Source organism: Pseudomonas sp. QTF5, from assembly GCF_000512695.2.
Classification (GTDB): domain Bacteria; phylum Pseudomonadota; class Gammaproteobacteria; order Pseudomonadales; family Pseudomonadaceae; genus Aquipseudomonas.
Map to the genome: position 1 here is coordinate 122,453 of NZ_AZRW02000006.1, position 22,188 is coordinate 144,640.

The window sequence follows — 22,188 nt, forward strand, 5'->3', positions numbered from 1 at the left end:
TGTCACACGCACGCAGGTTGCGGATTTTCCAGCGGTTTCTGGGTGTAACGGGTGGCTGTTATACTCGCCGCCATTTCCAGCCCCTTGTGTGAGATTCAATGGAACGCTTTATCGAAAATGCAATGTACGCCTCCCGCTGGTTACTGGCGCCGATCTATTTCGGTTTGTCCCTGGGCTTGTTGGCGTTGGCACTGAAATTCTTCCAGGAAGTCTTCCACGTCATCCCTAACGTGTTCTCGATGGCCGAGTCGGATCTGATTCTGGTGCTGCTGTCGCTGATCGATATGGCGCTGGTGGGTGGCTTGTTGGTGATGGTGATGATTTCCGGCTACGAGAACTTCGTTTCTCAGCTGGATATCGACGACAGCAAGGAAAAGCTCAACTGGTTGGGCACCATGGATTCCTCTTCGTTGAAGATGAAAGTCGCGGCTTCCATCGTGGCGATTTCGTCCATTCACCTGCTGCGGGTGTTCATGGACGCCAAGAACGTCGATCCCGAGCATTTGAAATGGTACGTGATCATCCACATGACTTTCGTGGTGTCAGCGTTTGCCATGGGCTATCTGGACAAGCTGACCAAGCACTGATTTGCACACAGCCCTTGTAGGAGCGAGCTCCTACAAAAGCTGTGAAACAGACGGGCGGTGTGGTTTGTGGCTTGTGCTTTAGCGCGTCGAGGCATATCCATGTAGAGATCCTGGCCCGCCATAGCGTGAGGTGCGCTCATGACTCTGCAAGAATTGAATGCGTATGCCGTCGCCGGAAAGATCGATGAGCTGAACCTGATGTCAATGGAAGGCGTGTTCTACGTGCTGGAGGCGCGGATGCATGGCGCGGCGTATCCATTGTTCGATACCCACGGAGAGATATTGCATCTGCGCTCGGTCGAGCATGCGCGTGACGTGCTTCATGCCTTTCCCAAGTTGTCGTTCAACGTTGTGCATACCTCGGTTCATGATGAAATGTGCGGTGCCAGCACCGAGGAAAGCCTGAAAGTACCGATCACCTTCCGTTCTGTGTGACAGCGCTGACGCAGCTCAAACGTGACGGCATCTGTGCTAGTCTGCTCGCCCTTTTGATTCCGGGCGCGTTCCGGGACGCGCTGTGCACGCACGGCAAGTTCCAGGGCCGTCCGCACAGCGGAGCAGTGTCATGTCCGAAGTAAATCTGTCCACCGACGAAACCCGCGTCAGCTACGGCATTGGCCGTCAGTTGGGCGACCAGCTGCGTGACAACCCGCCACCGGGCGTTAGCCTGGACGCGATCCTGGCTGGCCTGACCGACGCGTTCGCCGGCAAGCCAAGCCGTGTGGGTCAGGAAGAAATGTCCGCCAGCTTCAAGGTGATTCGCGAAATCATGCAAGCCGAAGCCGCAGCCAAGGCTGAAGCCGCTGCTGGCGAAGGCCTGGCTTTCCTGGCTGAAAACGCCAAGCGCGAGGGCATCACCACCCTGGCTTCCGGCCTGCAATTCGAAGTGCTGACTCAAGGTGAAGGCGCCAAGCCAACCCGTGAAGATCAAGTGCGCACTCACTACCACGGCACCCTGATCGACGGCACTGTGTTCGACAGCTCTTATGATCGTGGTCAGCCTGCAGAATTCCCGGTAGGCGGCGTTATCGCTGGCTGGACCGAAGCCCTGCAACTGATGAACGCCGGCAGCAAATGGCGTCTGTACGTGCCGAGCGAACTGGCTTACGGCGCTCAAGGCGTTGGCAGCATTCCGCCGCACAGCGTACTGGTATTCGACGTCGAACTGCTCGACGTTCTGTAAGACCTGAGTGTCGGAACGGGCTCGGTCATGTGGGAGCGGCGGTGCGGCGATCCGACTTGCTCGCGAAGGCGGTGTGTCATTCAGCGATGATGTTGAATGTTATGGCCTCTTCGCGAGCAAGCCCGCTCCCACAGGGCTCGCTCCGAGATGTTGCATTTTCATAGTTCGATCTTGTGATGCAGCTCATTCGTCGGGCGCAACGCCCGGGCATAGCAGAACAGAAACAGATTGCGCACCAACTCCTTGAGCACCACCGGCTCGCTGGAACTCAAGCCGTTGACGTCCAGATCACCCTGATCCTGCAGCTCATTCAAGGCTTCTTCTTCAAGCACTGCACAGACTTCCCCGGTTTCCCGATGCAGGATTCTGAGGTAGGGGTGTGGGCGGTCCAGCCAGGCATCGATCAAATAAGTCATGGGTCTCATCTCCATTGATGGGTTTCGATGAGAATAATTCTTATTCATCAAATAGCAAGGGCCTATTGGCGCTTTGTGTTTTTTTCCGGGTGAGGGTTGCGTAAGGTCAAAACGACTGGCGTTTGGCTATTGCGCAGGAATGCTGGGTGATGGGGGGAAGGGCGAAGCACCATCCCACGCCAGGCGCGGGATGGAATACAGCAGATTCAGACTTTTCTGACGAACTCGGATTTGAGTTTCATCGGGCCGATGCCATCGATCTTGCAGTCGATGTCGTGGTCGCCATCGCACAGGCGGATGTTCTTGACCTTGGTGCCGACCTTGACCACCAGCGACGTGCCTTTGACCTTGAGGTCCTTGATCACGGTGATGGTATCGCCGTCCTGCAGGACATTGCCGACCGAATCCTTTTTCACGGTGTCATCGGAAGCCACTTCGGCTTCGCCACTGGCGGACCACTCGTGGGCGCACTCCGGGCAGATCAGCTGTGCGCCGTCTTCATAGGTGTATTCGGAATTGCATTTCGGGCAGGGTGGCAACGTGCTCACTAAAGCTCCTTGGATTCAGGATCGCTAAAAAGCGCACATTGTATAGGGTTTATACGGGGGAGGGGGCGACACATGATTTGTAGGAGCAGAGCTTGCTCGCGAATGCGATCTACCAGTCGACACCCATGTGACTGACACACCGCGTTCGCGGGCAAGCCTTAATGCCAGTCAGTTAAGCGCAATTCAATGTGGGAGCGGGCTTGCTCGCGAAAGCGGTGTATCAGGCGACATCAATGTTGACTATGCCGCCGTCTTCGCGAGCAAGCCCGCTCCCACAGGGTTCGAACCTTAATTGACTGGCATTAGGGCAAGCCTCGCTCCTACAGGGCGCGTATTAGTGCGTGCGGGCTACCGCAAACTCACTCAACTCTACCAATGCATCGCGGTATTCGCTGGCGGGCAGGGCGTCGAGGCACTTGATCGCACGGGCCACGTAATCGCGGGCCAGTTGCGCGGTGTAATCCAGCGAGCCGGAAGCTTCAACGGCTTCGCGAATGCTTTCCAGGTCTTCAATGCCGCCTTTCTGGATCGCCTGGCGAACCAGTGCAGCCTGCTCCGGAGTTCCTTCGCGCATGGTATAGATCAGCGGCAGGGTCGGCTTGCCTTCGGCCAGATCGTCACCGACGTTCTTGCCCAGGGTCTCGGCATCACCACGGTAATCCAGCAGGTCGTCGACCAGTTGGAACGCCACGCCCAGATGATCGCCGAAGGTGCGCAGCGCTTCGCTCTGTTCCGGCGAGGCACCGGCCAGGGCCGCGGCACTGTGGGTCGAGGCTTCGAAGAGCATCGCGGTTTTGCCGCGGATGACTTCCATGTAGGTTTCTTCAGTGGTGCTGGCGTCACGGACTTTCGACAGTTGCAACACTTCGCCTTCAGCGATGATGCGCGTGGCTTGCGAAAGGATCTTCATCACCGGCATGGAGCCCAGTTCGACCATCATTTCGAAGGAGCGCGAATACAGGAAGTCGCCCACCAGCACGCTCGGTGCGTTGCCCCACATGGCGTTGGCGGTCGAACGGCCACGGCGCATGCCGGACATGTCGACGACGTCGTCGTGCAGCAGGGTGGCGGTGTGCAGGAACTCGATGGTCGCGGCCAGCAGGCGCAGGTCATCGCCTTCGCGGCCGAGCGCCTTGCCGCACAGCAGCACGAGCAACGGACGCAGGCGTTTACCGCCGGCCGAGGTAATGTAATCGCCGATTTTCGATACCAGCGGCACTCGGGAAGTCAGCTGTTTCTTGATGATGCCGTCGACGGCGCTAAAATCGTCCGCCACCGCGCGGTAGAAAGCTTGGGGTTGCATCAGCGACAGTTGCTCCAGAAGGGTTGCGCGGCATGCTAGGACCCACGTCCGGGCCTGTCAAGGCACGATGGACGGCCTCTTGCATCGCCCTGGCAGCTTGCGTACAATCGCGCACCCTGAACTTCCTGGGCAGCACCTGCCTTACGCAATTGCAACAGGCCTTCCAGCCTTATGCAGCCATGCCAGCCAATACCTCTTCTTATAAAGAGCTGGGTGAGCAGGATTATCGGAGAAATACCATGTCTTATGCAGTAATCGTTACTGGTGGCAAGCAGTACAAAGTTGCTCCAGGTGAATACCTGAAGATCGAAAAACTGGAAATCGCTACCGGCGAATCCGTTACTTTTGATCGCGTTCTGTTGGTTGCCAATGGCGACGACGTGAATATCGGCGCTCCAGTTGTTGCTGGCGCTACCGTTGTGGCTGAAGTGATCTCCCAAGGTCGTCACGATAAAGTCCGCATCATCAAGTTCCGTCGCCGTAAGCACCACATGAAGCGTATGGGCCACCGCCAGTGGTACACCGAGATCAAAATCACCGGTATTCAGGCTTAATTTCAGCCTAATTCCTCACTAGGAGAATTGAACTCATGGCACACAAAAAAGCTGGTGGTAGTACCCGTAACGGTCGCGACTCAGAAGCCAAACGCCTTGGCGTGAAGATGTATGGCGGCCAGGTTATCATTCCGGGCAACATCATCGTGCGTCAGCGCGGCACCCAATTCCACGCTGGCTACGGCGTTGGCATGGGCAAGGATCACACTCTGTTCGCTAAAATCGACGGCGTGATCAAGTTCGAAGTAAAAGGCGCCTTCGGTCGTCGTTACGTAAGCATTGTCCCGAAGACTGACGTCGTCGCGGCATAATTACGTAGTTGCTGGAAAAGCCCTGTCTTGCGACGGGGCTTTTTCGTTTGTGGGGTGAGTCTCTTGCAAAGCTGTTTGTAATGAGCTCCAGCGCTGTATTGGCGGTCGTTGATTGAGGTCGCTGCGCTCATTTTTGCAAGAGTCTTATGTCTAGATTTTTTCGGCTCGTCCGTATGGCGAGAGGCGTGTTGTTATGAAGTTTGTTGATGAAGTATCGATTCGAGTAAAGGCCGGCGACGGCGGCAACGGTTGCATGAGCTTCCGTCGCGAAAAATTCATTGAAAACGGCGGCCCTAACGGCGGTGACGGTGGTGATGGCGGCTCGGTCTACATGGTCGCCGACGAAAACCTGAACACCCTGGTGGACTACCGTTACACCCGGCACTTCGATGCCGAGCGCGGTTCCAACGGCGGCAGCACTGACTGCACCGGTAAAAAGGGTGAAGAGCTGGTGCTGCGCGTTCCGGTCGGCACCACGGTGATTGACTCCGCCACTCAGGAAGTGATCGGCGACCTGACCAAGGCCGGTCAGAAGCTGCTGGTGGCTCACGGTGGCTGGCACGGTCTGGGCAACACCCGATTCAAATCCAGTACCAACCGCGCACCACGCCAGACTACCCCGGGCAAGCCAGGCGAGCAGCGCGACCTGAAGCTGGAAATGAAAGTGCTGGCGGACGTTGGTCTGCTGGGTTTGCCGAATGCCGGCAAAAGTACCTTCATCCGTTCGGTGTCGGCCGCCAAGCCGAAAGTTGCCGACTATCCGTTCACCACTCTGGTGCCGAACCTGGGTGTGGTCAGCGTCGATCGCTGGAAGAGCTTTGTGGTGGCGGACATTCCGGGCTTGATCGAAGGTGCTTCCGACGGCGCGGGTCTGGGGATTCGTTTCCTCAAGCACTTGTCGCGTACCCGTCTGCTGTTGCACCTCGTCGACATGGCGCCGCTGGATGACACCAGTGCTCCGGATGCCGCTGAGGTGATCGTCAGCGAGCTGACCAAGTTCAGCCCGTCCCTGGCTGAGCGTGATCGCTGGCTGGTGCTGAACAAATGCGACCAGATCCTTGAAGAAGAGCACGACGCTCGCGTCAAGGAAATCGTTGATCGGCTGGAGTGGACCGGTCCGGTCTACGTGATCTCCGCGATCGCCAAGCAAGGCACTGAGCGTCTGTGTCATGACATCATGCGTTACCTGGAAGATCGTGCCGATCGTCTGGCTAACGACCCTGTCTACAAGGGGGAGCTGGCCGAGCTCGATCAGCGCATCGAAGATGAGGCTCGCGCTCAGTTGCAGGCGCTGGACGATCAGCGTGCCCTGCGTCGCAGTGGTGTGAAGTCTGTCCATGACATCGGTGATGACGATTGGGACGAAGAAGATGTGGATGACGAAGACGGTCCGGAAATCATTTACGTGCGTGACTGATTCGTTGCGATAAACTTAAGCGCCGCTCACCAGAGCGGCGTTTTAGTATCTGGAAATCGGTAGTCACGAATAACGTTACGGGCAGCGCTGGGTCGCGCTGTCCTCAAGCTAAGGTTGAAGATGATGCGGAGCAAGGTGACAGGTGCGCAGCGTTGGGTCGTGAAGATCGGCAGCGCTTTGCTGACGGCGGACGGCAAGGGCCTGGATCGCGCGGCAATGGGTGTCTGGGTCGAGCAGATGGTTGCTCTGCATGAGGCTGGCGTTGAGCTGGTGCTGGTGTCTTCAGGGGCGGTGGCGGCGGGGATGAGTCGCCTGGGATGGACCGCACGACCCAGTGCGATGCACGAGTTGCAGGCGGCTGCTGCCATCGGTCAGATGGGCCTGGTGCAGGCTTGGGAGTCGAGCTTCGCCGAGCATGGTCGGCATACTGCACAAATTCTCCTGACTCACGACGATTTGTCCGACCGCAAGCGCTACCTGAATGCTCGCAGTACGCTGCGTGCGTTGGTCGAGCTCAAGGTGATCCCGGTGATCAATGAGAATGACACCGTGGTCACTGACGAAATCCGTTTCGGTGACAACGATACGTTGGCGGCGCTGGTGGCGAACCTGGTCGAAGCTGATTTGCTGGTGATCCTCACCGATCGCGACGGTATGTTCGATGCTGATCCGCGCAACAATCCCGACGCCAAGCTGATTTACGAGGCGCGTGCCGATGATCCGGCGCTGGATGCGGTGGCTGGCGGCACGGGCGGTGCGCTGGGTCGTGGCGGCATGCAGACCAAGTTGCGCGCTGCGCGTCTGGCGGCGCGTTCCGGTGCGCACACCATCATTGTCGGTGGGCGCATTGAGCGGGTGCTGGATCGTCTCAAGGCTGGCGAGCGCATCGGCACTTTGTTGTCGCCTGAGCGTGGCATGCTGGCGGCGCGCAAGCAGTGGCTGGCCGGGCATCTGCAAACCCGCGGCACGCTGGTGCTGGATGCAGGGGCGGTGACGGCGTTGTCCCAAGGCAACAAAAGTTTGTTGCCGGTGGGTGTCAAACTGGTTCAGGGCAGTTTCCGTCGTGGCGAAATGGTGGTCTGCGTGGCGCCGGACGGTCGTGAAATCGCCCGTGGCCTGGCTAACTACAGTGCTCTGGAAGCGCAAAAAATCATCGGTCAGTCGTCTGAAGCGATTGTCGGTCTGTTGGGGTACATGGCGGAGCCGGAGCTGGTTCACCGCGATAACCTGATTCTGGTCTGAAGGAATACGTGAATGCGTGTGGCAAAAGGATTATTGGGCTTGTTGTTGGCGATGCCGCTGCTGGCCTCGGCCGATGAAATTGGCCAGGTGTCGACGGTGTTCAAGTTCGTTGGCCCGAACGACCGTATCGTTGTCGAGGCGTTTGATGATCCCAAGGTCGAGGGCGTGACTTGCTACCTGTCGCGCGCCAAGACCGGCGGCGTGAAGGGCGGTTTGGGCCTGGCTGAAGATCGCGCTGAGGCCTCCATTGCGTGCCGCCAGGTCGGGCCGATCAACTTCAAGGGTGAGCTCAAGGATGGCGAGGAAGTGTTCAAGGAGCGCACGTCCTTGGTGTTCAAGACCATGCAGGTGGTGCGATTCCTGGATGAGAAGCGCAATACCCTGGTGTATCTGGTCTATAGCGATCGTTTGATCGAGGGCAGCCCGCAGAATGCGGTGACGGCGATTCCGATCCTGCCGTGGACGCACGCTCAATAAGCTAGCGAAGATCCAAATGTGGGAGCGGGCTTGCTCGCGAAGACTGACTGACATGCAGCATCTATGCTGGCTGTTATGCCGCCTTCGCGAGCAAGCCCGCTCCCACATTTTTTTGCGTGGCGTTTGCCAAATCACAGGCAATAAAAAACCGACCCTGAGGTCGGTTTTTTAATGAGCGTGTCGCTTAGGCAGCAGCGGCAACGTTCAGGGCCTTTACGTGGCCATTCAGGCGGCTCTTATGACGAGCAGCCTTGTTCTTGTGGATGATGCCTTTATCGGCCATGCGGTCGATAACTGGCACAGCCAGAACGTAAGCAGCTTGAGCTTTAGCAGCGTCTTTTGCGTCGATGGCCTTAACTACATTCTTGATGTAGGTACGAACCATGGAACGCAGGCTGGCGTTGTGGCTGCGACGCTTCTCAGCCTGTTTTGCACGTTTTTTGGCGGAAGGTGTGTTGGCCACCGTCGAGCTCCTCGAAAGACTTTTTAGGAAATAGCAAACAAAATAGGCCGCGAATCATGCCGATGAGTTGATGTCTTGTCAAGGGCGGTTGAGACGATCCGCTAAGTGGCAGGTATAGAACGCCGGGATATTTCTTTCCGGCGTGCGACCTGTAAACTCGCGAGCTTTGGCTCTGTGCTGTTGCGGCGCGGAGTATCGCATAAGTGGGCGCGTTGTTCGCCTGCTGTTTATCGACAGGCAAAAACTCTTTCAATGAATCTGCTCAAATCGTTGGCCGCTGTCAGCTCTATCACGATGCTTTCCCGGGTATTGGGGTTTGTTCGCGACACTCTTGTCGCCCGTGCATTTGGTGCGGGAATGGCGACCGACGCCTTCTTTATCGCCTTCAAGCTGCCCAATCTGCTGCGGCGGATCTTCGCCGAAGGGGCTTTTTCCCAGGCCTTCGTGCCAATTCTTGCCGAATACAAAAGCCAGAAGGGCGAGGAGGCGGCGCGAACTTTTATCGCCTACGTCTCGGGCTTGCTGACACTGGTGCTGGCGCTGGTCACCGCGTTGGGCATGCTCGCCGCGCCTTGGGTCATCTGGGCCACGGCACCGGGTTTCGTCACTACCCCGGAAAAATTCCAGCTGACCACCGATCTGCTACGAGTCACTTTTCCTTATATATTGCTGATCTCCCTGTCTTCATTGGCCGGAGCGATCCTCAACACCTGGAACCGCTTCTCGGTGCCGGCCTTCGTGCCGACCCTGCTCAATGTCAGCATGATCATCTTTGCGGTGTTCCTGACGCCGTATTTCGATCCGCCGGTAATGGCGCTGGGCTGGGCCGTTCTGGTGGGCGGTCTGGCGCAGTTGCTGTTTCAGCTGCCGCACCTGAAAAAGATCGGCATGCTGGTGCTGCCACGCCTGAATCTGCGCGATAGCGGTGTCTGGCGGGTCATGAAACAAATGCTGCCAGCGATCATCGGCGTTTCGGTAAGCCAGATTTCCCTGATCATCAACACCATATTTGCCTCGTTCCTGGTGGCTGGTTCCGTGTCCTGGATGTATTACGCCGATCGCCTGATGGAGTTGCCATCCGGCGTGCTGGGTGTGGCTCTGGGTACGATTCTGCTGCCGACGCTGGCCAGGACCTATGCCAGCCAGGATCGCCACGAATACTCGCGGATCCTCGATTGGGGGCTGCGTCTGTGCTTCATGCTGGTATTGCCGTGCGCCCTGGCGCTGGGGATTCTGGCTGAGCCGTTGACGGTTTCGCTGTTCCAGTACGGCCAGTTCAGCGCTTTCGATGCGGCCATGACTCAGCGCGCATTGGTTGCTTATTCCGTCGGTTTGCTGGGGATTATCGTGATCAAAGTGCTGGCGCCGGGCTTTTATGCGCAACAAAACATCCGCACGCCGGTAAAAATCGCGATTTTCACCCTGATCGTCACCCAGCTATTCAACCTGGTGCTGATCGGTCCGCTGGCTCATGCCGGTCTGGCCCTGGCCATCAGTGCTGGCGCTTGCCTCAACGCCGGGCTGTTGTTCTATCAACTGCGCAAGCAGCAGATGTATCAGCCACAACCGGGCTGGGCAAAGTTCGGGCTCAAGCTGCTGGTGGCGGTGGCGGTGATGTCCGCAGTATTGCTGGGTGCAATGCACTTTATGCCGGCCTGGGGGCAGGGGCATATGCTGGAGCGTTTGCTGCGTCTGGGCGCATTGGTGATCGCCGGCGTGGTGGTCTATTTCGGCATGTTGCTGTTGATGGGCTTCCGTTTGCGCGACTTCAATCGCAAGGCCTTGAACTGAGGCTTTTGTCTCGATAAACACGGGCGGGCCGGCGGTTTTGTCGGCTCGATCACTTTGGGTTACGGTGTTGCCTGTCGTCGGCCGCCGGGTGTGGTTATAATCGACCACTTTATGAGCAAGAAGCGCGTTATGCAGCTGGTTCGAGGCCTCCACAACCTGCGCCCCCAGCATCGGGGCTGTGTCGCCACTATTGGCAACTTTGACGGTGTTCACCGTGGTCACCAGGCTATCCTGGCCCGGCTGCGTGAGCGTGCGCTCGAGTTGGGTGTACCCAGCTGCGTGGTGATTTTTGAGCCGCAGCCGCGAGAGTTCTTCGCCCCGGACACCGCCCCGGCCCGTCTGGCCCGCCTGCGGGACAAACTGCAGTTGCTGGCCGAACAAGGTGTCGACCGGGTGCTGTGCCTGGCGTTCAATCAGCGCCTGAGCAAACTCAGCGCCAGCGAATTCGTCGATACTATTCTGGTGGACGGCCTCGGCGTGCAGCATCTGGAAGTGGGCGACGATTTCCGTTTCGGTTGTGACCGGCTAGGGGATTTCGATTTCCTGCAACAGGCCGGCGTCCTTCAGGGATTTACCGTCGAAGCGGCGCAGACCGTCGAGCTGGACGGCATTCGTGTCAGCAGCACTCAGGTGCGTAATGCCCTGGCCGCTGCCGATTTTGCCTTGGCCGAGCGGCTGCTCGGTCATCCGTTCCGGATTGCGGGGCGGGTGCTGCATGGCCAGAAGCTGGCGCGCCAATTGGGTACGCCCACGGCCAACGTGCAGCTCAAGCGTCGTCGTGTGCCGCTGAGCGGGGTTTACCTGGTCAACGTCGACATCGACGGCAAGACCTGGCCCGGCGTCGCCAATATCGGCGTGCGGCCAACGGTCGAAGGGGATGGCAAAGCCCACCTCGAAGTACACCTTTTAGATTTTGCCGGCGATCTGTATGACCGGCGTTTGACGGTGGTTTTCCACCACAAGCTGCGTGAAGAGCAGCGTTTCGCCTCTCTGGAGGCGCTTAAGACGGCGATCAATGCGGATGTCGCCGCCGCCCGTGCCCTGTCGCACCTAGCGCCAATCGCTAATGAAGAGCCTTAAATGACCGACTATAAAGCCACGCTAAACCTTCCGGACACCGCCTTCCCAATGAAGGCCGGCCTGCCTCAGCGCGAACCGCAGATTCTGCAGCGCTGGGACAGCATTGGCCTGTACGGTAAGTTGCGCGAGATTGGCAAGGATCGTCCGAAGTTCGTCCTGCACGACGGTCCTCCGTACGCCAACGGCACGATTCACATCGGTCATGCGCTGAACAAGATTCTCAAGGACATGATCATCCGCTCGAAAACCCTGTCGGGTTTCGACGCGCCTTATGTTCCGGGCTGGGACTGCCACGGTCTGCCGATCGAGCACAAAGTCGAAGTGACCCACGGCAAGAACCTGGGCGCGGACAAGACCCGCGAACTGTGCCGTGCCTACGCCACCGAGCAGATCGAAGGCCAGAAGTCCGAGTTCATTCGTCTGGGTGTGTTGGGCGACTTCGCGAACCCGTACAAGACCATGGACTTCAAAAACGAGGCCGGTGAAATCCGCGCCCTGGCGGAAATCGTCAAGGGTGGCTTCGTGTTCAAGGGCCTGAAGCCTGTGAACTGGTGCTTTGACTGCGGTTCGGCCCTGGCTGAAGCGGAAGTCGAGTACGAGAACAAAAAATCCGCGACCATCGACGTGGCGTTCCCGATCGCTGATGAAGCCAAACTGGCTGCCGCGTTCGGTCTGCCGTCGCTGGGCAAACCTGCCTCGATCGTGATCTGGACCACCACCCCGTGGACCATCCCGGCCAACCAGGCGCTGAACGTTCACCCGGAATTCAACTACGCCTTGGTCGACGTCGGCGACAAACTGCTGGTGCTGGCTGAAGAGCTGGTCGAGTCGTGCCTTGCCCGTTACAGCCTGGAAGGCTCGGTCATTGCGACCACCACCGGTAAAGAACTGGAACTGATCAATTTCCGTCACCCATTCTACGATCGTCTGTCGCCGGTTTACCTGGCCGAATACGTCGAACTGGGCGCGGGCACAGGTGTGGTTCACTCCTCGCCAGCCTACGGCGTAGACGACTTCGTGACCTGCAAAGCCTATGGCATGGTCAACGACGACATCCTCAATCCGGTGCAAAGCAACGGCGTGTACGCGACCTCACTGGAGTTTTTCGGCGGCCAGTTCATCTGGAAGGCCAACCCGGCGATCGTCGACAAGCTGACCGAAGTCGGCGCGCTGCTGCATACCACCGTCATTGAACACAGCTACATGCACTGCTGGCGTCACAAGACCCCGCTGATCTACCGCGCCACCGCGCAGTGGTTCATCGGCATGGACAAAGAGCCAGCCACCGGCGAAACCCTGCGCAAGCGGGCGATCAAGGCCATCGAAGAAACCAGGTTCGTTCCGGCCTGGGGCCAGGCGCGCCTGCACTCGATGATCGCCAACCGTCCGGACTGGTGCATCTCCCGTCAGCGCAACTGGGGCGTGCCGATCCCGTTCTTCCTGAACAAGGAAAGCGGCGAACTGCACCCACGCACTGTCGAGCTGATGGAAATCGTTGCCCAGCGTGTCGAAGTCGAAGGCATCGACGCCTGGTTCAAGATGGACGCCGCCGAGTTGCTCGGTGAAGAAGCGCCGCTGTACGACAAGATCAGCGACACCCTGGACGTCTGGTTCGACTCGGGCACCACGCACTGGCACGTCCTGCGCGGTTCGCACTCGATGGGCCACGAGACCGGTCCACGCGCCGACCTGTACCTGGAAGGTTCGGACCAACACCGCGGCTGGTTCCACTCGTCGTTGCTGACCGGTTGCGCCATCGACGACCACGCCCCGTACCGCGAGTTGCTGACCCACGGTTTCACCGTTGACGAGTCCGGTCGCAAAATGTCCAAGTCCTTGGGCAACGTCATCGCGCCGCAGAAGGTCAACGACACCCTGGGCGCCGATATCATGCGTCTGTGGGTCGCTTCTACCGACTACTCGGGTGAAATGGCGGTTTCCGAGCAGATCCTGCAACGCAGTGCGGACGCCTACCGGCGCATCCGTAACACCGCGCGCTTCCTGCTTTCCAACCTGACCGGTTTCAACCCGGCCACCGACATCCTGCCGGCCGAAGAAATGCTGGCGCTGGACCGTTGGGCCGTGGATCGCACCCTGCTGCTGCAACGCGAGTTGCAAGAGCACTACGGCGAATACCGCTTCTGGAACGTCTACTCCAAGATCCACAACTTCTGCGTGCAGGAGCTGGGCGGTTTCTACCTCGACATCATCAAGGACCGTCAGTACACCACTGGCGCCAACAGCAAGGCCCGTCGCTCGGCGCAAACCGCGCTGTACCACATCAGCGAAGCGCTGGTGCGCTGGATCGCGCCGATCCTGGCGTTCACCGCCGACGAGCTGTGGCAGTACCTGCCGGGCGAGCGTAACGAGTCTGTGATGCTCAATACCTGGTACGAAGGCCTGACCGAATTGCCGGAAGGCTTCGAACTGGACCGTGCCTACTGGGAACGGATCATGGCGGTGAAGGTGGCGGTCAACAAGGAAATGGAAATCCAGCGCGCGGCGAAGGCCGTCGGTGGCAACCTGCAAGCCGAAGTTACGCTGTTCGCCGAAGACGCGCTGAGCGCCGACCTGGCCAAGCTGAGCAACGAACTGCGCTTTGTGTTGATTACCTCGACTGCCACCGTTGCACCGTTCGTGCAGGCACCGGCAGACGCAGTGATCACCGAAGTTGGCGGCCTGAAGCTCAAAGTGGTCAAGTCGAGCCATGCCAAGTGCGCCCGTTGCTGGCATTGCCGTGAAGACGTCGGCGTGAACCCGGAGCATCCGGAAATCTGCGGTCGTTGCGTCGACAACATCAGCGGCGCTGGCGAGGTTCGTCACTATGCCTAATGCCGTTGGCCGTTTCGGACGGCTGAGCTGGCTCTGGTTGAGTTTGCTGGTCCTGGTCATCGACCAGGCCAGCAAGTTCTACTTCGAAGGCTCACTGAGCATGTACCAGCAAATCGTGGTGATCCCCGATTACTTCAGCTGGACCCTGGCCTACAACACCGGCGCGGCTTTCAGTTTCCTGGCGGACAGCTCGGGCTGGCAGCGCTGGCTGTTCGCTCTGATCGCGGTGGTGGTCAGTGCGGTGCTGGTGGTCTGGCTCAAGCGCCTGGGGCGCAACGAAACCTGGCTGGCAGTCGCCTTGGCGCTGGTGCTGGGTGGCGCGCTGGGTAACCTGTACGACCGCATTGCCTTGGGCCATGTGATCGACTTCATTCTGGTGCATTGGCAGAACCGCTGGTATTTCCCGGCGTTCAACTTTGCCGACAGCGCAATTTCTGTCGGTGCCGTGATGCTTGCACTGGATATGTTCAAAAGTAAAAAAACCGGAGAAACCGTTCATGACTGAACAGGTATTGGCTGAGCAACGCATCGGCCAGAACACGGAAGTCACCTTGCACTTTGCATTGCGTCTTGAGAACGGCGACACCGTCGACAGTACCTTCGACAAAGCCCCAGCGACCTTCAAGGTTGGCGACGGCAGCCTGTTGCCAGGTTTCGAAGCAGCGCTGTTCGGCTTCAAGGCCGGCGACAAGCGCACTCTGACCATCGAGCCGGAAAACGCCTTTGGTCAGCCTAACCCGCAAAATGTGCAGATCATCCCGCGCTCGCAGTTCAAGGATATGGAACTGTCGCCTGGCTTGCTGGTGATCTTCAACGATGCGGCCAATACTGAGCTGCCCGGTGTGGTGAAAGAATTCGATGACGCCCAGGTGACCATCGACTTCAACCACCCGCTGGCCGGTAAAACCTTGACCTTTGACGTCGAGATCATCAACGTCAAAGCGCTGTAACCGACCGAACTCGGTCCAATGTGGGAGCGGGCTTGCTCGCGAAGGCGTCGTGTTAGTCAATATCAATGTTGAATGTCAGGGACTCTTCGCGAGCAAGCCCGCTCCCACATTAAGATTTTCACTGTTTTCGAGCCCGGTGTTCGAATGACAGGTGGCATTACTATTTCTTGCGCGCAAGACACGAGGCACAGCATGCAAATCAAACTCGCCAACCCCCGTGGCTTCTGCGCCGGTGTGGACCGGGCGATCGAAATCGTCAACCGCGCCCTGGAAGTCTTCGGGCCGCCGATCTACGTGCGCCACGAAGTGGTCCACAACAAATTCGTCGTCGAAGACCTGCGCGCCCGTGGGGCGATCTTCGTCGAAGAGCTGGATCAGGTGCCGGACGACGTGATCGTGATCTTCAGCGCCCATGGCGTTTCCCAGGCAGTGCGCACTGAAGCCGCAGGCCGTGGCCTGAAGGTGTTCGACGCGACCTGCCCGCTGGTGACCAAGGTGCACATCGAAGTCGCGCGTTACAGCCGCGACGGCCGTGAATGCATCCTCATCGGCCACGCCGGTCACCCGGAAGTCGAAGGCACCATGGGCCAATATGATGGCAGCAATGGTGGCGCGATCTATCTGGTCGAGGACGAGAAAGACGTCGCCGCGTTGCAAGTCAACAACCCTGAAAGACTGGCCTTCGTCACCCAGACCACCCTGTCCATGGACGATACCAGTCGCGTGATCGACGCCTTGCGTACTCGATTCCCGGCGATCGGCGGTCCGCGCAAGGACGACATCTGCTACGCCACGCAAAACCGTCAGGACGCCGTCAAGCAACTGGCAGACGAATGCGATGTGGTGCTGGTGGTTGGCAGCCCGAACAGCTCCAACTCCAATCGCCTGCGTGAACTGGCTGAACGCATGGCCACCCCGGCCTATCTGATCGACGGTGCCGAAGACCTGCAAAAGAGCTGGTTCGACGGTGTCGAGCGGATTGGCATCACGGCCGGTGCCTCCGCTCCGGAAGTATTGGTGCGCGGTGTCATCCAGCAATTGCAGGCCTGGGGCGCTACTGGCGCCGATGAACTGGCCGGCCGCGAGGAGAACATCACTTTCTCCATGCCTAAAGAGCTGCGCGTGCGTTCACTGCTTTAACGCTTTTAGCCTTTCGACACAGCGCCTGCTCAGCCTTTTCGCTGCTCAGGCGCACTCGGCCACTTCGTGCCAGTACAACCTGGAGGTGGCTGACTGGCTCACGAGTCGCGCAAATGTGCAGTCTCCCTGCCTGAAATCTCCCCTCAGACATCAGCGGTTCCCCCAGACTGCTGAACCGCACAAAACGTCTGACCCACCAATTACCGACAATCGGCGTCCGCGCATCACTCGCACTCTCCACCAGCAGCGGATTGCTGCTGTCCTCCGGCCCTTTGCCGCTGATGTCCAGAATGATCCGCCAGCCCTGACTCCAGTCGCCGTTGATGCCATGAATGACCACGCTCTGGTTGCGGGTGATGGCCAGGGTTCTGGCGTGCCGGATTCCGCTGATCAGCGACTCGGCTGCCTGTTGTCGATGGTTCGATTCGGTGAGCGTGGCAAACGCCGGACTGACCAGCGACAGAACAATTGCGCCAATCGCCAGTCCCATAAGCAGTTCGACCAGACTGAAACCCTGTTGCGGCATTAGCACTCCCTCCCTGGAACGTGTGGGGCGGCGCAATCCATGCGCCTTTCGCGGCAAATCAAACGACGGGGGCCGGTCGAATGTTCTAGCGTGTAGAAGCAGGTATAGCCGACGGCAACGGAGCGCACCGATGGATCATCGTACAAAAGGTTTCACGCTGATCGAGCTGCTGATCACGCTCGCCGTGTTTCTGATCCTGATTACCTTGGCCGTTCCGGCGTTTACCCGTTCGGTGCAAAACACCAAGGCCGACACCGAGATCGGCGACCTGCAACGCGCGCTCAATTACGCGCGGCTTGAGGCGATCGACCGGGGCATTACCACCCGGGTTCGCCCGACAGCAGGCGGGAGTATCTGGACCGGCGATCTGACCGTTTATGACGGTACCGGCAACCCGGCCAATGTATTGCGGGTTGTTCCAGCGATGAGCAGTGGTGCAACTCTGACGCTAACCTCAGGAGTGACTGCGATTGATTTCAATAATCTGGGCGGTTTGTCGGCACCGTCCACGGCCGTCGTGATCAGTTATGTACTGGGGGCACAGAGCAGGACGCTGAATGTGTGTTTGAACGGACGAATTCTATTGGGTGGAAGTTGCGGATGAGAGGCTGGAGCAAGCGCGCACAGGAGGGCATGACGCTGATCGAGGTACTGGTCGCGTTGTTGGTTCTGGCCGTGGGGTTGTTGGGCGCCGCAGCGATTCAGCTCAATGCGCTGAAGTACACCGACAGCTCGCGGATGACCAGTCAGGCGAGTTTTATCGCCTACGACATGATGGACCGCATTCGCGCCAACTCCGGCGCCGATTACACCGTTACGCCACCGACCTCGGGTAATTTGAGCGTGGCCCGGGATCAGGACCTTTACGACTTCACCCGCAACATCGCCAGTTTCGGCGGCGCCACGGCGACCGGCAGCATCGCCCGCAACCAGCGGGTGTATACCATTACCATTACCTGGGACGACTCGCGAGCCGCCAATACCGCCGACTCGCGCCGTAGTTTTGTCCTCACCAGTCGCGCCACCGTTGATCCGGCGACGACACCATGATCAGAGCCAATAGAGGTTTCGGCCTGATCGAATTGCTGATCGCCCTGGCGTTGAGCCTGGTGGTGATTCTGGGCGTGGCGCAGATTTTCATCGCGGCTAAAAACACCTACGTCAGCCAGAACACTGCCGCCGGCATGCAGGAAGATGCACGGTTCGTCCTGAGCAAGATGATTCAGGAAATTCGCATGGTCGGTATGTTTGGTTGTCTGGGTATGATTACCGACGCCAGCACGGCAGGGAGTTTCAATGCCAGTCAAATCACGCCGATCAGTTGGGACAATGCCAACCTCAAGTTAACGCTTGTTACCGCCGATGTTGGCGGCAGTGGCGGGGTGCCAACCTGGACAGTAGTTTCCGACTGCCGCAACACCGCGACGGCTTACTCCGGTGCACCTGCGCCGCCGTCGGGACAGTTGGCGTTTCCGATCCGGCGTCTGGTCTACAGCTTCAGTAACGATCAACTGCTGATGGGCTCGGGTGTCGGCACGCCGACGCAGCAGGTGCTGGTGAACCATGTCAGTGCCTTCAATGTGAGCTTCGGCCTCGCCAGTTCGGCCACGGATACGGCCGCCTCCAGCTACAGCAGCAACCCGTCCGATCCGGCACGAATCCGCAGTGTGCGACTGACGCTGACGCTGAGGGACCCGAACGACCGGGTACACAGTCAAACCTTCAACGTGGTTGCCGCCTTGCGCAACCGGTTGCCATGAGGGGAGGGCCGATGAGTATTTCTCCCATGCCCCCTCACGCCCAGCGCGGTATGGCGCTGTTGGTCAGCCTGGTGTTTCTGCTGGTGTTGACGTTGATCGGTCTTTCGTCGATGCAAAGCGCTACGTTGCAGGAAAAAATGGCCGGCAGCGTGATCCTGCGCAATCAGTCGTTCCAGGGCGCGGAAGCGGCGTTACGCGTCGGTGAAAGCGCGGTGCAACTGGACACCTATTCATTGCCGGTTTGCAGCGGTACCAGCCAATGCGCGCCGCCGGCCGAGGCGTCGGCCATCACCGCCGCCGGGTTCAATTCCACCTCGGGGGTGACCTGGATCGCCTCCGGCAACGGCTTTTACGGGGTGCAGAACATCGGCACAACCCTGACGGCCGTGAACGTGCCGAGCAATACGTCGGCAACGCTATACCGGGTGACCGCCGTGGGCATCGTGGGCAACTCGCGCAGTGTGGTGGAGAGTGTTTATGCGAAGTACTGAGACCCGCACAGGCTGGCGCCGGTGGTTGTTGAAGTTGTTCTGTGGCGCGGCGTTGAGCCTTTATCTGGCCGCGCCGACTTACGCCTTCACGCCCTCGGATTCACCGCTGTTGAACGCCGTCGCCGTGGCACCCAATGTGATGCTGTTACTCGATGATTCGAAGGGTATGAACAGCATTATCTGGGCGGCAGGCTTCGACCCGACGGTCGCACGTACCCCGGTGACTATTTGCCTCTCCAATGGTTCGTGCAACAAAGGCCGTGAGCTTGACGTGGCTGATGGCAATATTCCCTTGTCGAGTTTGAATCATGGGACATGTTCGAAGGCCGGATGGTACGGTTTTTATATGAACAGCGTTTCCGGTCTGGATTCGCTTTGCCTGAACCTTCCTGATCCGGTGGGGAGCGAGGACACCCTATATACGGCCAAATACCTGTCCTATCTGCTAAGCCTGGCGAACAATGCTGACCGGGATTTCACTGATGGTTCGATCCCCAATGATTACCGGATGAATGTGGCGCGCAACGTCTCAAAGACGTTAGTGACCAGCAACCGCTCGCTGCGCATCGGCCTGGCGACGTTCAACCTGGCGGTTGGCTACCATAAGGATGACGGCGGTTACATTGCCCGTTCGATCAGTGATTTGTCGGCAGTCAGCGGCAGCGTGACCCAGGCTCAGGCCGATACCAACTACAACGCATTGATCGCCGGAATCGACGAGCTGAGCGCACAGGCCCATGTGCCGCTGGCTGAAGCCTATTACGAGGTCACCCGCTATTTCCGTGGCATGGCGCCATACAACAACTCGATGGTCACCACCTACACCAGTCCGATTCAGTATCGCTGCCAGAGAAATTACGGGGTGGTGATCACCGGTGGTCTGCCGACCTTCGATCACACCTTTCCCACTGACGATCCGCTGGGCCCTAGCCGCTTACCGAACTGGGACGGTATCAGCAGTAACGATGGCGCCAACCCCGTCGGCGACAAAGAGGGCGACACCTTTTATCTGGATGACATCGCCAAGTTCGCCTTCGATATTGACATGCGGTCCACGGGTACCGACATCACAGGAAAAGGCTGGAACGCCCTGGATTTTCCCAAGCAGAACCTCAACACCTATACCGTGGGTTTCACCACGGCAAACCAGATGTTGTCGGATGCCGCCAGCTATGGACAGGGTAAGTACTACCAGGCGACCGACGGTGCGGGGCTCAACAGCGCATTGTCTTCAGCCTTGAGCGACATCACCGCCAAGGCTGGCTCGGGTGGTAGCGGCGTGACCAATGGCACAACCCTGACCAGCAATTCGAGCTACTTCCAGACCAGCTACGATACCAAGGACTGGCACGGCACCATCAAATCCTTGGGCTTCACATCGGCGGGGATGGTTAACACCGCTGCGGTGCTGTGGACGACCGATACCACCATCGTGCCCGGTGCCACTGCGCCGACCTACCAGTCCTGGAATACTGAGACCAACGCCGCTGTCACTCTGGCCTATGGCAATTTTTCCCCGGCCCAGCAGATATCCCTCAACCAGAGCTTACCCATCGGTATCACCGGCAGCGATCTGGTGGAGTGGAGCAAAGGCATCAATAAAACCGGTTTGAAAACACGCAGTGTGTTGCTCGGCGATATCATCAATTCGCCTCTCGTGCTGGCCGGTCCCACGGACAAAACCGCGTCCGATCTGGCGGGGGATACTACCTACAGCACCTACCTCGCCACCAAAGCCGCCAACATGAACTCCAGCCTGGTGGTGAACGCCAACGACGGTTTTGTAAACGTCATCAACTCGGCCAACGGTGTCAGACGCTACGGCTATATGCCCTCCAGTGTGCTGCCATCATTGCGCTACATCGCTGAGCCCACTTACATCAATGGTGTGAGCCACAAATATCTGGTCGACGGTCAGCTCGGCGTGTTCGATGCTCAACTCGATAGCACCTGGAAAACCCTGGCGATTGGCGGAACAGGAGCGGGCGGCAAAACGTTCTATGCGCTGCAACTGTTCGACGCCTCGGCCGGTAACGTGACCAGGGCATTGTGGGAAATCAGTGCGCCAGCCACGGCCAATACGGCGAACGTTTTCAATGATCTGGGTTATGCCTATGCGCGCCCGGAAGTGGCACGCTTGGCTGATGGGCGCTGGGCCGCGTTCATCTCCAACGGCTATGGCAGCAACTCCGGGGTGGCAGCGCTGTATGTGGTGGATATTCGCGACGGTACGTTGATCAAGAAAATCGTGGTCGACAGTACAGAAACCACCAACGGCCTGTCATCGGTGAAGCTCAGGGTCAACTCGCAGAATGTAGTGCAGGCCGCCTATGGTGGCGACCTGAAAGGGCGGTTGTGGAAGTTCGATATGAGTGGCGCCACCACCGACACCTGGGGGTTGGCGTTTTCCAGCAAGCCGTTATTCACCACGGCAGGCGGCGCGACCCAGCCGATCTCCGTTCAACCATTGCTCGCCGATCATGCATCGGGCGGCAAGGAAGTGTTTTTCGGTACCGGCAAACTCAATGAGACCGCCGACAAGACCAACAAGGATCTGCAGGCGTTCTACGCGGTATGGGATGCGGAGGGGGGCGCGGGGCAAATCACCACTTCCAGCTTGCAGGCGCAGGCGGTGACCGGTGTGTTTTCCGGCAGCACCGGGCAATTCATCACCACCAGCCAGAACGAAGTGACCTACCCGGCAAAGAAAGGCTGGTACTTGCCGCTGGTGTACAACAATGTGCTGACGGGAGAGCGGGTGATCAATCAGGCCACTCTGGTATCGGGGCGAATTGTGTTTACCACGGCCAGTATGGATAGCACGGATCCCTGTGCCAGCTTCGGCACCGGTAAACTGGTCGAACTCGATGCATTCAGCGGTAAGATGCTCAATTACGCGGTGCTCGACACCAATGCTGACGGGACGGTCGACAGCACTGACACGATTTCCAGCGGGGTGATCTTCACTGGCGGTATCCCGACCCTGAACGCGGTCGTCAATGACGCAACCCGCAAGATCGTGAACGACTCCGCTGGTGGCGTGACCACTCTGGTGGAAAAGTCTGGTGGCGGCAGCGGCCGTCGCATTATGTGGCGACAAATACAGTAAGTGAGAGT

General features: G+C 58.7%; 24 protein-coding genes. 19 read left to right on the forward strand and 5 right to left on the reverse strand.

What is annotated here, in order from left to right:
- Positions 1-98: 98 nt before the first annotated feature.
- From IC37_RS07085 to IC37_RS07095, 3 genes are all read left to right on the forward strand, one after another.
- Positions 99-587 carry a TIGR00645 family protein gene (locus IC37_RS07085; RefSeq protein ID WP_030129464.1) on the forward strand — a complete coding sequence of 163 codons (489 nt, stop codon included), beginning with the start codon at positions 99-101 and terminating at the stop codon, positions 585-587.
- Between the two features lie 138 nt (positions 588-725).
- Positions 726-1,022, forward strand: a complete 297-nt coding sequence (locus IC37_RS07090; RefSeq protein ID WP_030129463.1) for a DUF6482 family protein — start codon at positions 726-728, stop codon at positions 1,020-1,022.
- A 130-nt stretch (positions 1,023-1,152) separates the two neighbouring features.
- Entirely contained in the window at positions 1,153-1,770 is a 618-nt protein-coding gene (locus IC37_RS07095) for an FKBP-type peptidyl-prolyl cis-trans isomerase (protein ID WP_007901858.1), read from the forward strand.
- A 158-nt stretch (positions 1,771-1,928) separates the two neighbouring features.
- On the opposite strand, the gene IC37_RS07100 is transcribed toward IC37_RS07095, so the two are convergent.
- The 3 genes from IC37_RS07100 to IC37_RS07110 all read right to left on the reverse strand — a co-directional run bounded on the left by IC37_RS07100 (position 1,929) and on the right by IC37_RS07110 (position 4,037).
- The gene (locus IC37_RS07100) at positions 1,929-2,186 is read right to left on the reverse strand and encodes a hypothetical protein (protein ID WP_030129462.1); all 258 of its coding nucleotides are present in this window, start codon (positions 2,184-2,186) and stop codon (positions 1,929-1,931) included.
- A gap of 206 nt (positions 2,187-2,392) precedes the next feature.
- Positions 2,393-2,734, reverse strand: coding sequence for a zinc ribbon domain-containing protein YjdM (locus IC37_RS07105; RefSeq protein ID WP_007901863.1), 342 nt, complete (start codon positions 2,732-2,734; stop codon positions 2,393-2,395).
- A 334-nt stretch (positions 2,735-3,068) separates the two neighbouring features.
- Entirely contained in the window at positions 3,069-4,037 is a 969-nt protein-coding gene (locus IC37_RS07110) for a polyprenyl synthetase family protein (protein ID WP_030129461.1), read from the reverse strand.
- Between the two features lie 239 nt (positions 4,038-4,276).
- On the opposite strand from IC37_RS07110, the gene rplU reads away from it, so the two are divergent.
- The 5 genes from rplU to IC37_RS07135 all read left to right on the forward strand — a co-directional run bounded on the left by rplU (position 4,277) and on the right by IC37_RS07135 (position 8,038).
- Positions 4,277-4,591 (forward strand): 50S ribosomal protein L21, encoded by a 315-nt coding sequence (rplU, locus tag IC37_RS07115; protein WP_003176051.1) that lies wholly within the window; start codon positions 4,277-4,279, stop codon positions 4,589-4,591.
- A gap of 35 nt (positions 4,592-4,626) precedes the next feature.
- A complete protein-coding gene (gene rpmA / locus IC37_RS07120) occupies positions 4,627-4,902 on the forward strand; it encodes a 50S ribosomal protein L27 (protein ID WP_007901871.1) in 276 nt (91 codons plus the stop codon).
- 193 nt (positions 4,903-5,095) lie between these two features.
- A complete protein-coding gene (gene cgtA / locus IC37_RS07125; RefSeq protein ID WP_030129460.1) occupies positions 5,096-6,319 on the forward strand; it encodes an Obg family GTPase CgtA in 1,224 nt (407 codons plus the stop codon).
- A 123-nt stretch (positions 6,320-6,442) separates the two neighbouring features.
- Positions 6,443-7,561 (forward strand): glutamate 5-kinase, encoded by a 1,119-nt coding sequence (gene proB / locus IC37_RS07130; protein ID WP_030129459.1) that lies wholly within the window; start codon positions 6,443-6,445, stop codon positions 7,559-7,561.
- A gap of 12 nt (positions 7,562-7,573) precedes the next feature.
- Positions 7,574-8,038: a CreA family protein gene (locus tag IC37_RS07135; RefSeq protein ID WP_030129458.1), complete on the forward strand. Its 465-nt coding sequence runs from the start codon at positions 7,574-7,576 to the stop codon at positions 8,036-8,038.
- A gap of 184 nt (positions 8,039-8,222) precedes the next feature.
- Here the strand turns inward: IC37_RS07135 and rpsT are convergent, their stop codons facing one another.
- On the reverse strand, positions 8,223-8,501 hold the full coding sequence (gene rpsT, locus IC37_RS07140; protein WP_007901883.1) for a 30S ribosomal protein S20: 279 nt from the start codon (positions 8,499-8,501) through the stop codon (positions 8,223-8,225).
- A 252-nt stretch (positions 8,502-8,753) separates the two neighbouring features.
- Between rpsT and murJ the strand changes: the two genes are divergently transcribed.
- The 6 genes from murJ to ispH all read left to right on the forward strand — a co-directional run bounded on the left by murJ (position 8,754) and on the right by ispH (position 16,294).
- Entirely contained in the window at positions 8,754-10,292 is a 1,539-nt protein-coding gene (murJ, locus tag IC37_RS07150) for a murein biosynthesis integral membrane protein MurJ (protein WP_030129457.1), read from the forward strand.
- A 129-nt stretch (positions 10,293-10,421) separates the two neighbouring features.
- Positions 10,422-11,372, forward strand: coding sequence for a bifunctional riboflavin kinase/FAD synthetase (gene ribF, locus IC37_RS07155; protein WP_030129456.1), 951 nt, complete (start codon positions 10,422-10,424; stop codon positions 11,370-11,372).
- A complete protein-coding gene (ileS, locus tag IC37_RS07160; protein WP_030129455.1) occupies positions 11,373-14,204 on the forward strand; it encodes an isoleucine--tRNA ligase in 2,832 nt (943 codons plus the stop codon).
- A complete protein-coding gene (gene lspA, locus IC37_RS07165; protein WP_007901890.1) occupies positions 14,197-14,709 on the forward strand; it encodes a signal peptidase II in 513 nt (170 codons plus the stop codon). The genes ileS and lspA overlap by 8 nt, the downstream gene beginning before the upstream one ends.
- A 7-nt stretch (positions 14,710-14,716) precedes the next feature.
- Positions 14,717-15,154 (forward strand): FKBP-type peptidyl-prolyl cis-trans isomerase, encoded by a 438-nt coding sequence (fkpB, locus tag IC37_RS07170; RefSeq protein WP_177318839.1) that lies wholly within the window; start codon positions 14,717-14,719, stop codon positions 15,152-15,154.
- Positions 15,155-15,346: 192 nt separating this feature from the next.
- Entirely contained in the window at positions 15,347-16,294 is a 948-nt protein-coding gene (ispH, locus tag IC37_RS07175; RefSeq protein ID WP_008008700.1) for a 4-hydroxy-3-methylbut-2-enyl diphosphate reductase, read from the forward strand.
- Here the strand turns inward: ispH and IC37_RS07180 are convergent.
- Positions 16,263-16,820, reverse strand: coding sequence for a GspH/FimT family pseudopilin (locus tag IC37_RS07180; protein WP_030129454.1), 558 nt, complete (start codon positions 16,818-16,820; stop codon positions 16,263-16,265). The two genes, ispH and IC37_RS07180, sit on opposite strands and share 32 nt — an antisense overlap.
- A gap of 130 nt (positions 16,821-16,950) precedes the next feature.
- Between IC37_RS07180 and IC37_RS07185 the strand changes: the two genes are divergently transcribed.
- From IC37_RS07185 to IC37_RS07205, 5 genes are read left to right on the forward strand one after another with little or no spacing between them, the layout of a single operon-like run.
- Entirely contained in the window at positions 16,951-17,424 is a 474-nt protein-coding gene (locus IC37_RS07185; RefSeq protein WP_030129453.1) for a GspH/FimT family pseudopilin, read from the forward strand.
- Entirely contained in the window at positions 17,421-17,870 is a 450-nt protein-coding gene (gene pilV / locus IC37_RS07190) for a type IV pilus modification protein PilV (RefSeq protein ID WP_030129452.1), read from the forward strand. Before IC37_RS07185 ends, pilV begins: the two co-directional genes overlap by 4 nt.
- Positions 17,867-18,580: a PilW family protein gene (locus tag IC37_RS07195; protein WP_030129451.1), complete on the forward strand. Its 714-nt coding sequence runs from the start codon at positions 17,867-17,869 to the stop codon at positions 18,578-18,580. Before pilV ends, IC37_RS07195 begins: the two co-directional genes overlap by 4 nt.
- 11 nt (positions 18,581-18,591) lie before the next feature.
- The gene (locus IC37_RS07200; protein WP_030129450.1) at positions 18,592-19,071 is read left to right on the forward strand and encodes a PilX N-terminal domain-containing pilus assembly protein; all 480 of its coding nucleotides are present in this window, start codon (positions 18,592-18,594) and stop codon (positions 19,069-19,071) included.
- A complete protein-coding gene (locus IC37_RS07205) occupies positions 19,058-22,180 on the forward strand; it encodes a pilus assembly protein (protein WP_030129449.1) in 3,123 nt (1,040 codons plus the stop codon). Before IC37_RS07200 ends, IC37_RS07205 begins: the two co-directional genes overlap by 14 nt.
- Positions 22,181-22,188 lie beyond the last annotated feature (8 nt).